Source organism: Alishewanella maricola, assembly GCF_016343785.1.
In the GTDB taxonomy this organism is placed as follows: Bacteria; Pseudomonadota; Gammaproteobacteria; order Enterobacterales; family Alteromonadaceae; genus Alishewanella; species Alishewanella maricola.
In genome coordinates this window covers 1-14529 of sequence record NZ_JAEINI020000004.1, presented here as the reverse complement: position 1 = coordinate 14529, position 14529 = coordinate 1, and the positions used below count along the sequence as shown (strand labels likewise).

8 protein-coding genes and 1 CRISPR repeat array are annotated in these 14529 nt (G+C 43.7%); all 8 genes read right to left on the bottom strand.

Annotated features, from left to right (window positions below; genetic code table 11):
• Positions 1–43 precede the first annotated feature (43 nt).
• Positions 44–322, bottom strand: a complete 279-nt coding sequence (locus JAO78_RS07345) for a hypothetical protein (protein WP_226750728.1) — start codon at positions 320–322, stop codon at positions 44–46.
• 415 nt (positions 323–737) lie between these two features.
• On the bottom strand, positions 738–3629 hold the full coding sequence (gcvP, locus tag JAO78_RS07340; RefSeq protein WP_226750727.1) for an aminomethyl-transferring glycine dehydrogenase: 2892 nt from the start codon (positions 3627–3629) through the stop codon (positions 738–740).
• Between the two features lie 305 nt (positions 3630–3934).
• Complete coding sequence (gene gcvH, locus JAO78_RS07335; RefSeq protein ID WP_226750726.1) at positions 3935–4321, bottom strand: glycine cleavage system protein GcvH; 387 nt, start codon at positions 4319–4321, stop codon at positions 3935–3937.
• Positions 4322–4381: 60 nt separating this feature from the next.
• Positions 4382–5461, bottom strand: coding sequence for a glycine cleavage system aminomethyltransferase GcvT (gene gcvT, locus JAO78_RS07330; protein ID WP_226750725.1), 1080 nt, complete (start codon positions 5459–5461; stop codon positions 4382–4384).
• A gap of 460 nt (positions 5462–5921) precedes the next feature.
• A CRISPR array of direct repeats spans positions 5922–9311; the repeat unit is 28 nt; unit sequence TTTCTAAGCTGCCTGTGCGGCAGTGAAC.
• A gap of 130 nt (positions 9312–9441) precedes the next feature.
• Positions 9442–9993 carry a type I-F CRISPR-associated endoribonuclease Cas6/Csy4 gene (gene cas6f, locus JAO78_RS07325; RefSeq protein WP_226750724.1) on the bottom strand — a complete coding sequence of 184 codons (552 nt, stop codon included), beginning with the start codon at positions 9991–9993 and terminating at the stop codon, positions 9442–9444.
• Positions 9994–10001: 8 nt separating this feature from the next.
• Positions 10002–11012: a type I-Fv CRISPR-associated protein Cas5fv gene (cas5fv, locus tag JAO78_RS07320; protein ID WP_226750723.1), complete on the bottom strand. Its 1011-nt coding sequence runs from the start codon at positions 11010–11012 to the stop codon at positions 10002–10004.
• 8 nt (positions 11013–11020) lie between these two features.
• On the bottom strand, positions 11021–11968 hold the full coding sequence (cas7fv, locus tag JAO78_RS07315; RefSeq protein ID WP_226750722.1) for a type I-Fv CRISPR-associated protein Cas7fv: 948 nt from the start codon (positions 11966–11968) through the stop codon (positions 11021–11023).
• A gap of 3 nt (positions 11969–11971) precedes the next feature.
• Positions 11972–14529 (bottom strand): CRISPR-associated endonuclease Cas3'' (locus JAO78_RS07310; RefSeq protein WP_226750721.1); only part of this gene is annotated, 2558 nt, incomplete at its 5' end.

Below are 14529 nucleotides of genomic sequence, written 5' to 3'. Positions count from 1 at the left end.
GTTGATAGACTTACTATTGTAGTAAGCCAACTTCTAGCAATATTTAAGGTTTAATAAATTTACCCGGACGGTTTAGATTGTACTCAGTGTCCATTCTTCCAATTAAAAATAGCTCTAATGCATTAGCCAAATATGCATATTCCTGAGGAAAACCAATGGTCATCATAGCGCCAGAGTCAATTAGTCGTGGGTCAGTTGGAGTATGAGCATCATTGATAACTTTTGTATAAACCTGAGATCTTTTACCTAATCCTTGACCCGCATATCGTCCACTACCAAGCGATGTTGCAACACCTATATAAGTAACCGTACCATCTTTCAAAAATGCTAAACGCCCTGTCTATCATAGTTAGGCAATGCCCCTTCAAATTTATATATCAGCGACAATGATAGTGTAGGACCAAGCTTCTCCAAATTCCAATGTCTGGAGAAGAACTCTCCCGTCAATTGAGTTAGTACTTTTATTGACGCTACCTGCATGTAATTCTCCTTTATCTTCAAAGTAATATACAGGTAGTGATCTGCGCTCACCAACTGAATAATCAATACAGGTGATATGATCAGATATCTTACTCCACTTGTCGTACACGCACGAGCATAATTCATGTAAGCCATTAATTTAAAAGGGCCTTTCGGCCCTTTTCTTAAGGTTTTCGTTTAGTCACAAACTTAATTAAAGTCACAAACTTAATTAAACCGGTCACAAACTTAATTACACGCTGACAATTATCAACAAATTATCTGTAATCTTCCGGGCTTGGGCATGAACACATCAGGTTACGGTCGCCGTATACGTCATCAATACGGGTTACCGTTGGCCAGAACTTGTTTTCTGCGACAAACTTCACCGGGAAGGCGGCATATTGACGCTCGTAAGCGCGATCCCATGCTGGGTCGAAGATATCTTCCATACTGTGTGGCGCGAAGGCTAATGGGTTGTTATCAACAGTCCATTCGCCTGCTTCAACTTTGGCAATTTCCGCACGGATGGTGATCATCGCTTCAATAAACTTATCTAGCTCGGCTTTGCTTTCTGATTCTGTTGGTTCAATCATCAGCGTGCCCGCTACTGGGAAGCTCATCGTAGGAGAGTGATAACCGAAGTCCATTAAGCGTTTAGCGATGTCCATTTCGGTAATTCCGCTGGCTTCTTTTAGTGGCCGAATGTCGATAATACATTCGTGCGCCACGTGGCCTTTAGTACCTACATACAACACCGGGAAGTGTGGGTTTAATTTCTTGGCGACGTAGTTAGCGGTTAAAATTGCGTACTCGGTAGCTTGTTTTAAACCTTCACTGCCCATCATGGCAATGTACATCCAGCTGATTGGCAGAATACCCGCGCTACCAAAAGGTGCTGCCGCTACCGCACCGTTGCTACTGCCGGTGTTGTCAATTTTTACAATACTGTGATTCGGTAAGAAAGGTGCTAAATGGCTTTTCACACCGATTGGCCCCATACCCGGGCCGCCACCACCGTGTGGAATACAGAAGGTTTTGTGCAGGTTTAAATGCGATACGTCTGAACCGATAAAGCCAGGGGAGGTTAAACCGACTTGTGCGTTCATATTGGCACCGTCCATGTAAACTTGGCCACCATAAGAGTGGACCACGTCACAAAGCTCAGCGATGGTTTCTTCAAATACACCGTGTGTTGACGGGTACGTCACCATGATGGCGGCTAAACGATCGCCCACTTCTGCCGCTTTCGCTTTTAAATCAGCCATATCGATGTTGCCTGATTTATCACAATCTACCAGTACGACTTCGTAACTGGTCATGGCTGCTGTCGCTGGGTTAGTACCGTGCGCCGATACTGGGATTAAACAGATATTACGGTGACCTTCGCCACGGCTTTCGTGATACTTACGAATAGCGACCATACCGGCGTATTCGCCTTGCGCACCCGAGTTAGGCTGCATAGAAATATCGTCATAACCGGTGATGTTGACTAACCAACGGCCTAACTCGCCAATCATCTCGTAGTAACCATCAGCTTGATCGCGCGGTACAAACGGGTGTAAAGAGGCAAATTCTGGCCACGTAATCGGGATCATTTCGGCAGTTGCGTTTAACTTCATGGTGCAAGAACCTAGGCTGATCATTGAGTGGTTCAGTGCTAAATCTTTGTTTTCTAATTTTTTGATATAACGCAGCATTTCTGTTTCAGAGTGATACTGGTTAAATACCGGGTGCGTTAATACCGCACTGGTACGTGCTAAATCGGCAGGGATAGAGGTTGAGCCTTCAGCTACAATAGCAGCATCTAAGGCTTGTACATCCAAACCATGACCATTACCTAATACGATATCGAACAGCTCAGCAATATCAGCGGCTTTGGTGGCTTCGTTAAAGCTCACGGCTAAACAATCGGCCATGTCCGTGCGTAAGTTTACACCCGCAGCTAAAGCACGAGCGATAACGGCAGCACGATCTGCAACGGTAAAACTTACTGTATCGAACCAATGGTGATTAACTAACTGAACACCCTTAGCTTTAACACCGGCAGCGAAGATATCGGCACTGCGATGGATACGCTCAGCTATGTCTTTTAAACCTTGTGGACCATGATATACCGCATAGAACGACGCCATATTGGCCAGTAATACTTGGGCGGTACAGATGTTTGAGTTGGCTTTTTCGCGGCGAATATGTTGCTCGCGTGTTTGCATGGCCATACGCAGTGCTTGATTGCCACGGCGATCTTTTGATACACCGATAATGCGACCTGGCATAGAGCGTTTATAGGCATCGCGGGTGGCAAAGAAAGCGGCGTGTGGGCCGCCGTAGCACATAGGCACACCAAAACGTTGCATAGAACCTAGCACCACGTCAGCACCTAGTTCACCTGGTGCTTTTAACAGCATTAATGCCATAGGATCAGTAGCAACGGCAACCACCGCTTTTTTCGCCTGAATAGCAGCAATTAAAGCGCGGTCATCACGAATATCGCCGCGCGTATTGGGGTACTGTAGCAAAGCACCAAACACCTCTAATTCTGTCGCTTCGCTAGCGTTACCAACGATAATTTCAAAACCAAACATTTCCGCGCGGGTTTTTACCACGTCAATAGTTTGTGGATGTACGTCGTCAGCAATAAAGTAAGTATTAGATTTGCTCTTAGCAACACGCTTGGCTAACGCCATGGCTTCTGCTGCGGCAGTGGCCTCATCTAACAATGAAGCGCTGGCTAATTCCATACCCGTTAAATCTAACGATAACTGCTGGAAATTTAATAGAGACTCTAAACGCCCTTGAGCAATTTCAGGCTGGTAAGGTGTATAAGCCGTGTACCAACCCGGGTTCTCTAACACATTACGGAGAATAACGTTTGGCGTTAATGTCGGGTGATAACCCATACCAATGTATGATTTATACATTTTGTTTTTAGACGCAGCGGCTTTCAAAAAGCTTAAAGCATCAGCTTCAGTGCGGCTGTCACCAATAGATAACGGCTCAGGTAAGCGGATGCTCTCTGGCACGGTTTCAGCAATTAACTGCTCTAGGCTGTCAACGCCCAGTTCTTGCAGCATGGCGGCCGTTTCGGCACTGTCTGGGCCGATATGGCGCTGAATAAATTCATCGTGTTTGGCGAGTTGCGTCAGGGTTTTAACAGCGGTATGGGTCATGCTTAATTCCTGGTATTGGTGCAGCGGTTAACACAGCGGGCGCGAAGCAGTTAAGGTATAAGCTGCTACGCCAGCTGATATAAAAAATGCGAGTGTGCGAACTAGGTTGCTTACGCAGTGTAAGCTCAAATAGATTAATCAAAATAAGCACAGCACACTTTGCGGTTTTCGCTATCAGCCGTTTTTCTTTACCGGCGCTGTCATTAATAATGGACAGCCTCTAGCGGAAAATTAAACAACCAATACAGCATCATCATGAAATGGATACTGTATTGCTTGGTGGCCAACAGCTAAAACAGCCGATATTACTCTTCGATAGCGCTCTGGTAACCCGCAGCGTCTAACAAACTGGCTAATTGAGCTTCGTCAGCAATCTTAATTTTAAACATCCAACCCTCAGCGTATGGGCTGCTGTTTACCAATTCTGGTGAGTCCGCTAAGGCTTCGTTAACTGCAATCACTTCACCAGCTACGGGGGCGTAAATGTCAGAAGCGGCTTTAACCGATTCAGCAACAGCGCAATCGCCGCCTTGTTCTACAGTGTCACCCACTTCTGGTAATTCAACAAACACCATATCGCCTAACAGATCTTGAGCATGCTCAGTAATACCTACAGTGTAAACACCGTCACCGTCTGCTCGCAGCCATTCGTGACTAGATGCATATTTTAAATTCGCAGGGATGTTGCTCATGTTATTTTCCTTAGCTGTTTTATGTTGTAGTTCGGTGTAAATTAGCGCGCAGTTTGCGGCTTAAACAAGTTTTTTTCCTGCGCGGACAAAGGCCGGCTTGATCACTTTAACCGCAACCATTTTGCCACGAATATCCACTTCAGCCGTATCGGTAGTCGCAGCAGGTACACGCGCCATCGCAATACTAAAACCTAGTGTAGGTGAAAAAGTACCTGAAGTAATTACGCCCTCGCCTGCTGGGGTAACTACGCGCTGACCATGACGTAATACGCCCTTTTGTTCCATCACTAACCCCACCAGCTTCTCAGTACCTGCCGCTTTAGCTTGCGTAAGCGCCGCACGTCCAATAAAGTCACGCTCAGCCGGTTCCCAGGCGATAGTCCAACCCATGTTAGCGGCTAATGGCGATACGCTTTCATCCATGTCTTGCCCATATAAGTTCATGCCGGCTTCTAAACGTAACGTATCACGTGCACCTAAACCACAGGGTTTTACGCCAGCATCCACTAAACGCTGCCATAAATCGGCCGCTTGCTCGTTTGGCAGGGCAATTTCATAACCGTCTTCACCTGTGTAACCGGTGGTCGCAATAAATAAATCGCCTGCTTGCACACCAAAGAAGGGCTTCATGCCGGCAACGGCAGCCAGTTGGCTTTCATTTAATAAGGTGGCGACTTTAGCTTTAGCATTTGGGCCTTGTACGGCAATCATCGCGAATTCTGGACGCTCTGTAACCATCACGTTGAAGGCTTTAGCTTGCGCATTGATGTGCGCCAGATCTTTTTCGCGGGTGGCCGAATTAACCACTAAACGGAAGAAGTCTTCTTGCAGGAAATACACGATTAAATCGTCAATCACACCACCGTCTGCATTCAACATACCGGTGTATAAGGCTTTACCTGGCACGGTTAATTTGGCGACATCATTGGCGACTAAATAACGCAGGAATTGACGCGTGTTGGCACCGGTTATGTCAACGATGGTCATGTGCGACACATCAAACATGCCAGCGTCTTGACGCACAGCGTGGTGTTCTTCGATCTGTGAGCCGTAGTTTATCGGCATATCCCAGCCAAAGAAATCGACCATCTTGGCACCGGCAGCGAGGTGGCTGGCGTGTAACACGGTTTTTTGAGCCATTATTTTTTTCCTACTTAGTGTGAGGGTCAGCAGCAGAAAAACCATCGCAGCAAAAGGCCTTAAATTTCAGCCTGTTACGCAATAAGCCTGCAGCTTGGACTAAAAAATACTGCTGGATTATACCGCAAGGCCCCTTGGGTAAACAGCCCAATTTGGATTACTTTTTGTAATGAATCAAACCCACTTACCAAAAAATCTAAGGCAAAATTTATGACTAGTGTGAGATCCAAGCTCACTGAGCCGCCGTCCAAATGCGTGAGCCTGTTGCAGCTAGCGGCTTGTAGCGGGGTTTATTAAAACTGTATTACGTTCTTAAATTGTTTATACCAGAATGAAGCGTGTTGTTGCTTAAATTGATCAATCAACACTAAATAGTCATGTCTTGGCTAAACCCCATTAGATTAACGATACGAAGTGACTCCATTGCTTATAACGTGATTAATAAACTTTTGTTTGAACGTTTTAATACTGCCTGTGCGGGAGTGAACTAATGCTTGGAAAGGTTAAGCTGTGGATTTACTTTCTAAGCTGCCTGTGCGGCAGTGAACTGTGGCTGGCTTTGTGGGAGCGTATTTATGATTTTCTAAGCTGCCTGTGCGGCAGTGAACGATAGCGGCAGTCGATACCGAAGTGTGCCTGTTTTCTAAGCTGCCTGTGCGGCAGTGAACGAAGATGTAAGAGCAGCATTAAAAGATTACCTTTTCTAAGCTGCCTGTGCGGCAGTGAACTACTTTACGGATAACAGCAACCGCAGCGTAACTTTCTAAGCTGCCTGTGCGGCAGTGAACGCACACAGTAACGCCTATCGCCATGCGTTAGCTTTCTAAGCTGCCTGTGCGGCAGTGAACTTTATGACTGATATTTTTGCAGCGGTTGACATTTTCTAAGCTGCCTGTGCGGCAGTGAACACGGTAATGGCTTCGTCTGTAACGTCTTGCGTTTTCTAAGCTGCCTGTGCGGCAGTGAACACGCAAAGTCACCAGCCACAACTGAGCCGTCTTTTCTAAGCTGCCTGTGCGGCAGTGAACAGTATCAGGATCGCACTGGGTCGGATCTTAACTTTCTAAGCTGCCTGTGCGGCAGTGAACTAGCTAAGGAACTCGCCAAGGCTGATGTTTATTTTCTAAGCTGCCTGTGCGGCAGTAAACGCTCATAGTTAATCAGCTCAGTACACTCACCATTTCTAAGCTGCCTGTGCGGCAGTGAACGCAAAATGTCAACAGTTGCACAAAATATCCCATTTCTAAGCTGCCTGTGCGGCAGTGAACCGCTTGCCTAGCATCATCAATTAAATCTTCTTTTTCTAAGCTGCCTGTGCGGCAGTGAACAGACGCGCAACACAGACACGTATGACGCGCTATTTCTAAGCTGCCTGTGCGGCAGTGAACGGATTAGAGTTAACAAGACGCCGAAACGCACATTTCTAAGCTGCCTGTGCGGCAGTGAAATGTCAATCGGCGACACAACGTCGCTTGCAAATTTTCTAAGCTGCCTGTGCGGCAGTGAACCAAGATTGCAGGATTTACAGCAGCAGGTTGCTTTTCTAAGCTGCCTGTGCGGCAGTGAACGCTTGGTATTTCCTTATCGTTAACTTTGTAAATTTCTAAGCTGCCTGTGCGGCAGTGAACCTTTGGAAGATACGCAGACCGCGACTTATGCTTTTCTAAGCTGCCTGTGCGGCAGTGAACAGCTCTGCTGCAGGTTTACCGTCTATGTCACCTTTCTAAGCTGCCTGTGCGGCAGTGAACATCAACATCCGTCGAAAAGCGGGTATTCCACACTTTCTAAGCTGCCTGTGCGGCAGTGAACGCCTACTAAGCCTATCACCCAAACTAACGGCTTTTCTAAGCTGCCTGTGCGGCAGTGAACAGCGCGGGAAAGTGCGGGATAATCAAAGCACATTTCTAAGCTGCCTGTGCGGCAGTGAACCCAAAAGCACTACAGGCGGTCAGATTGTCGTATTTCTAAGCTGCCTGTGCGGCAGTGAACAACCTTAATCATTTTCGACCACCGTTAAAAATTTTCTAAGCTGCCTGTGCGGCAGTGAACTTTATCCAAGATACTAACCCACAACTGATACCTTTCTAAGCTGCCTGTGCGGCAGTGAACAAAACCCGAACACAATGCAGCTGGCTAAGCGTTTTCTAAGCTGCCTGTGCGGCAGTGAACAAATGTCCGCATTGTTTTATTCCTCATCTACTTTTCTAAGCTGCCTGTGCGGCAGTGAACACAACAGCCAATGGGTTTTTTACAGTGATGGTTTTCTAAGCTGCCTGTGCGGCAGTGAACCAATGTGAAAAGTGCGATTAAGAATGTTCATATTTCTAAGCTGCCTGTGCGGCAGTGAACTTCGTGCGCTTTCCACGCTATCTTTGCCGCATTTTCTAAGCTGCCTGTGCGGCAGTGAACAAGCCCCGCACGAAGGTACTCTCACCACGCTTTTTCTAAGCTGCCTGTGCGGCAGTGAACCAACAAACGGGCCAGAACGAAACGCATAGCAATTTCTAAGCTGCCTGTGCGGCAGTGAACCTGTTGCAATCTGATTGCCGTTGGGCGTATTGTTTCTAAGCTGCCTGTGCGGCAGTGAACTAATGACCGCAGCAGTTAACGCCGGGCTGTACTTTCTAAGCTGCCTGTGCGGCAGTGAACTTATTGACGTTAGGGGCTTGCTGATTGGTAAGTTTCTAAGCTGCCTGTGCGGCAGTGAATTTAATTATAATGCAATTCTGCGCGATTGACTATTTCTAAGCTGCCTGTGCGGCAGTGAACTTTACAAATAGACCGAATCTAGTGCCTGTGGGTTTCTAAGCTGCCTGTGCGGCAGTGAACGTCAATATATTGGCTCGGTGTCCAGTTGTTGTTTTCTAAGCTGCCTGTGCGGCAGTGAACTTCCGCCTAACTCAGATTACACGATACCAGCATTTCTAAGCTGCCTGTGCGGCAGTGAACTTGACGGTGGGGCATTGGGTGTGCGTGAGACGTTTCTAAGCTGCCTGTGCGGCAGTGAACGTCAAGTCGGAACGATTAACGCGCCCGGAGATTTTCTAAGCTGCCTGTGCGGCAGTGAACAACTAAGCCGATAACGCACACTGGCGGCTGGTTTTCTAAGCTGCCTGTGCGGCAGTGAACTTGTTGAGAAAAGGGCTAACGAACTGGAGGTTTTTCTAAGCTGCCTGTGCGGCAGTGAACTATCAGACAGCCCTTTGCCGTCTGTGCGTTGATTTCTAAGCTGCCTGTGCGGCAGTGAACTAAACCTTTAAACCGATCCCGATAGCGCTCAATTTCTAAGCTGCCTGTGCGGCAGTGAACTGAGCCAACCCAAAAGCGACCGCTCTCCAACTTTTCTAAGCTGCCTGTGCGGCAGTGAACGTTGCCAAAGAAGTGATCAGCAATGCGCGTTTTTTCTAAGCTGCCTGTGCGGCAGTGAACGTCCTCATCTCTTTCAATGCTAACGCGGCAGTTTTCTAAGCTGCCTGTGCGGCAGTGAACTAAAACTCAAACTCGCCATCCACAATGCCAAATTTCTAAGCTGCCTGTGCGGCAGTGAACGAGGTTGGAGCTTGAACAGGTAAAGCCTGTTCGTTTCTAAGCTGCCTGTGCGGCAGTGAACATGGTACAAGCTAACGATTCACTAAGCAGCCCTTTCTAAGCTGCCTGTGCGGCAGTGAACCTTGTTTTGACGCGAAAAAGAAAAGGTGTATATTTCTAAGCTGCCTGTGCGGCAGTGAACTGTTAGATTTTGACGTTTGCAACAGTTTCGCTTTTCTAAGCTGCCTGTGCGGCAGTGAACAAGGGATAGGCAAAGCAAACAATAGCTTTTTTTTTCTAAGCTGCCTGTGCGGCAGTGAACTAGACGTTTTTCACATAAAAATAAGCTAAAACAAGCTATTAGGGTAAATTATAAATTTTTACCCTATAAAAACAGCATAGTTGTAACCAACTGTTTTAATTGCAGTTTATAAAAGAGCAAAAATAAAGGGTTAAAACCACGGAATTGTTGCAGTATGGCTCAGGCCATAAGCATCAAATTCGCCCATCACTGGTTTCGTATAAATATCACTGAACTCAAAAAACTTTCGGTACACTTGACCTGTTGAAGCGCTCATTAAATCCAAGTATGGATTATCAAAACCTTGACTTAGCATCTTAACTTTGTAACGTTTTTGGCCTTCTGCATCAATGCTGCCTCTGGCAATTAATCGCTTTAATTTAGCTTGGCTTAAATTACTACGTTTAACCGAAATAACACGGTATTGCGTTTGTTTTGGCACGTCAGTAATCACACTCACTTTACAATAACCAGTCAATGGCCCCAACCAATCAAGACCTTGCAAATCATGCAATATGCTAGCGTTACCATGCACACGAAATATACGCCCCAACTTTAATTTCGCCTGCGGGAAGCTTATACCAATGTTGTTGCTATTTAATGTGGCCAAAGCTTTATGAAATTTTGTGAACACTTTACTGCTCAGTTCTGCCTCACTCATTTCAGCATCGGGTTTTAAATGAATATCAATATACGAGTCCATTCTTGCTCCTAAACACGAATTTGTGAAACATAAGCCAATCCTTTTTTGCCAAGATAAAAGCTGGATACCCCGGCATTTTCAATCAGCGTTTTAATTTCTTGGCCTTTTGGAAAGTCAACATCAATAGTAATTTCAAGCTGACCACTAGCTTTAGTTAACATTGATGTGATTTCTCCTTGTCCTTTAATTTTTTCTTTTTTAATGAAGGGATTACCCCAAATTATTTTTTTAGACCCAGTAGTGTAACGATCCATAAAGTCTTTTTTGGTAAAGCCTCGTTTCGAGATACCGCTAATTCCACCAGACTTAGTTTTTGCTGAGTTCATATCAAATTGCGTTTCTAAGCGAGATAATTGAAGGTATAACGCAGAGCAGTAAAGGCTAATTGGCGTAATTAACCCCTTGTTATTTAAATATTCAACATCCGGAAAATGTGTTTTTAGCACATCAATGGCTTTAGTGTGTTCTTCCGTATTTTCAATGGCTTTCTCTTTATTGAGAAGCTCTAAACGGGCAATAATACTTAAAGGATCTAGCTCAATATTGCCTTCAACAGCCGTTTCATTAATTATAAAATCACAAAGATGCTGAATATCTAGATTTAGAACCGCCCAGAACGGCATCGAATAACCTGAGTTAAATACAGGATCAGAGACTTTAATCATGCCAGTAAACGCATTTTGATCGGTGCTGCCATTCATATTTCGAATAAACGTCATTTCATTTGAAATTTGAGGTTTATCAACGAAACTTATTTTTTCTTCCAAGTCTTCAAAATAATACGCTTTTTCGAACATCTTACTTCGCGCTTGGTAGAGCTTTCGCTGATCACCGATCAAACGGTTTAGTAAGCCCATTACGGTATTTAAAGTGGTATCACACACTTTAAAATTTCCGTCTACTTTCAAATTGGTCATAGAGCCTACAAACTCTCTGCCTTTTTTGGGTAATGGCTCATTATTGGTTCCATCCAAAAATGAGTTTCGCCAAGAAGAGTCATATTCGATAACTATTTTCATATCGCCTCCTACTTAGCATAAAAATACTGAGCAAATGACATATGTTTTTCGCTTACAACTTCTGACTCATCACGCTTAATGCGCATCATTTTATGGCTATCGTTATAATCGACAGATATTTCATCAACATACATATAACCTTTAGCTTGACGGATACTCAGATCAGCAAGTTTTGATAAAGTCTGCTCAACTAGTGCCTGCACAGCATCATCATTAAGTAAGATCCCACATTCGCCTTCCTCAAAGATAGTTCCGCTTCGCACATAATTACTGTGAAAGATTGCTGTAGGATTAAGTGATGGATTAAGAGATTTGATAAAGTTTTGCACTGCGGTAGCAACCACCTCACCTTGTCCCTCTTTTATAATCATGCTTGCACGATCAAACTTTTTGTCGAGAGAGATAAATTGCAATTGTTCAATGCTTATAGAGCCATAAGAGATATATTGCGTATCGCCAAACGTTGTTTTAGAGAAAAATGAAGAGCTGTCACGTGCCCCCGCTTGACCAAATTGCTCAAAATTGCCATTGCCTAGTTGATCAACAAAATCTTCAATGAGCAAAGGACTTGTTCGTTTACATTGGCTGGACGGCACAACATACCCTCTGATCAACCCAGTAAGTGAAGCGAGTACTTTTTCAAGATTTTTTTCAGCTGCAAAATGTAAATCAAACGCTTGCTCTTTAAATAAGTGATGGCGGATACAGTTTTGACTGATATAGAGAGGTGTTTTTTTAAAGTCGATATCAGTGGCTTCTTTCTTATACTTGTAACCTGTTTCTTCTTTTATTTTACCTGTTAAATTGCTGTAGCCTCGAAGCTTAGGCAGTGTGTGATTATCTACTGTTTTACCGTTATCTCCGGTTAGTGTTGTTGGTCCGTTCCAATTTACTACACCATGACCAAGCGCTTTAATTTTGAAATCAACACTTTTAATTCCAGTTACTTTTTCCATGCTTTATTCCTCTTCCTCTGTGGTTTGCTTAATGTGTTTAATTGAGATCGCACCAATTGCTTGTTTTTTGCAAATAGCGTAGTAAATGGCAAAAGGATGACGAGCACTGTCGCCTCCTACTTTTTCCAAGTCTTCTGTGGAGTAGCTTAAATAAATCGGAGACTCCGGTTCACGCGCATCGTTTAGCAGCACATTATCGGTGTAGGCTTTCTTAATGCCATTAAGAATGTTGTGATGTTTTTTAAACATATGCGACAGCAAGTTTTTATCGCTCTGGCCGTAGCCCAAAATTGCATTCGTAGACAACGTTAAGTTATCAATATCACTATCATTGCCTATCGGTTGCGAGTAGGCGTACTCGTTCAAAAATACAGGTGCTGTGTTAGTTAGATCGACAACAGCAAGTTGCACAAATCGGTTATCTCCTCGTAACGAATTTTTACTGATCTTAGTGCGTGTTTTTAAGTGGGTTTTCTTTGGTGGTACTTTGATAGGATCAAGAACTTTGGCGTTTATCTGCTGAACACTGTTTTGAAGAGCTGCAACTAAATCACTTTCAATAAAAGTTCTATTCTTTGTGTGATGAAACGAAAAGTAGAGCTCATAAATTTCTGGCAATGTGAATATTTTGTTCTCTAGCTCACATCGTAAAAATTGATACCATGCTCTTACTGAGCTAAGAACGTACATATTGGATAAAAAACGTGCCGCAGGTGAACTTCCTTTTGCTTCAGAGATAGAAAGCGGTACAGCTAAGACATAGGTATTTACGTAGTCATTCTCACCAAAACGATCTAACCGCCCAAGGCGTTGAAGACAATCTTCAGCATTGGTAATTTCTGCCACCATATGATCACAAGTGATGTTTAAAGACGCTTGTACAATAGGGCCACTTCGTAACACATCATACTTTCTTGTACCGCCCCGTTTAAAAGCTTCATACACTTCGCCAAACCACTTACGCTTATCACTTTTTATAAACTTTGAGTGTAAAAGTATAGCATTTTCAATATGTTGATTTGTGATAAAGCTATTCTGCGCAGTTAATGCCATATTGCTGATCACAAAAGTAAAACTGCTGTGGTGTGCAAAAAGAGGATTATCTTCACTTAGCTCGCTGTCATTAAATAATTTGAAATCCAATCTGTATTGGCTTTTATTAAATGACGGCATCACTTTAATATCGCAGGGATCGATACCAAGCAAATCTTCTACAAAAACATAGTGAGGTGTAGCCGAAACCAGCAGTGTATTCGCTTCACTATTTTGCATTTTCTTTGCCGCAATTAGCTCAGCAAATATTAAATTAAACGCAGGCATATTCACGTATTCATGAAATTCATCAAATACGACATGCACGTTTAGAAAGTCGATTAGGGTATTTGCTTTGGTATGACTTATTACTGAGCCTAAAATTTGATCAATGGTCGTGATGACGATGTCACCAGAAAAGTTGTTGTCTTCCGTGATAGGATTATCCCATTGATTATGAAATTTAAACTCGCCAGTATTAATTTCAATTGTACTATTTGGTAAGTATTGTTCTGACGTCAATTCATAAAATAAGCCTTGGCAAACCTGTACTCTAGGACAAACCCAAATAATGCGTTTCGCCTTTTTTAAAAGTGCCCATTCCAGTGCGATTTTGGTTTTACCACACCCAGCTGCACCAGCAAGTACCGCCACATTTTCAGCATAGGTTAGCTCTTTTGCTATTTGGCTTTGTTTTAAACTTCGTTCACTTTCAGGGAAAAAAGTGGATAAACAACTTTCGATATGTCCACCAAGCGTTGATTCAATTTCAAGCAGCTCAGTAACTTCGTTATCTAGCTTACGTTCAAAAATTGCAGCATGTAATTCTGCCGCACTTAGCGCAGAAATTCTTCGATCAGCAGTGATCAAGCAGGCTCTAGCAATATTATTAAGTGCGTTTATTTTTACATTCGCATGATTCGCTGCTACAGAATCTTCTAAATCATATTCTTTGTAACTTGGCACATTCAGCGAGCTGGGTATCTTGTATTCAGGCTCTGAAACCGCTTCATATAATACCGCCCTAGCAGCCATAGACTGCTCAGAATGTCGGTATTTCTTATCTAAAGCGACGACCTGCTTGAGTACTGATTGCGCTTGATTAATGGCATCAGACAGTAAGAAATTATTTTGATTAGATATCAGCTTCTTAGAAATGTCTTTGTAAGTTAAAAAGCTATTTTTATCTTTTCGAAATGGTTTTGCATGGTGCCAATAAATAGCATGCTTTAGCGCTTCTTTATTTCGTGGGTTTAAAAGCTTTAACTCAGTGCTGTCAAGTAACTGATAAAGAAGCAAGGATACTTCATTGTGCCGAGGGTGTTTTTCAAAGCTAAATTTAGCATCATCAATATGCTGTCCATCTTCGGCAACATAATTTTTCTTTTTAGGGTTTATCACCCATTCCTGAAACTTAGGGTCGATTTTGCCGATATCATGTAAACAACCAGCAATAAAATTTAAAATCGAAAACTGTGTACTGTCAGGGAACAACTTTCGATGTAACTGTTCCGCAAGGTAACCTACGG

Bases quoted from the DNA above. Each gene is read 5' to 3' on its own strand.
- gcvP (WP_226750727.1), bottom strand. From the start codon at position 3,629: ATGACCCATACCGCTGTTAAAACCCTGACGCAACTCGCCAAACACGAT.
- gcvH (WP_226750726.1), bottom strand. From the start codon at position 4,321: ATGAGCAACATCCCTGCGAATTTAAAATATGCATCTAGTCACGAATGG.
- gcvT (WP_226750725.1), bottom strand. From the start codon at position 5,461: ATGGCTCAAAAAACCGTGTTACACGCCAGCCACCTCGCTGCCGGTGCC.
- cas6f (WP_226750724.1), bottom strand. From the start codon at position 9,993: ATGGACTCGTATATTGATATTCATTTAAAACCCGATGCTGAAATGAGT.
- cas5fv (WP_226750723.1), bottom strand. From the start codon at position 11,012: ATGAAAATAGTTATCGAATATGACTCTTCTTGGCGAAACTCATTTTTG.
- cas7fv (WP_226750722.1), bottom strand. From the start codon at position 11,968: ATGGAAAAAGTAACTGGAATTAAAAGTGTTGATTTCAAAATTAAAGCG.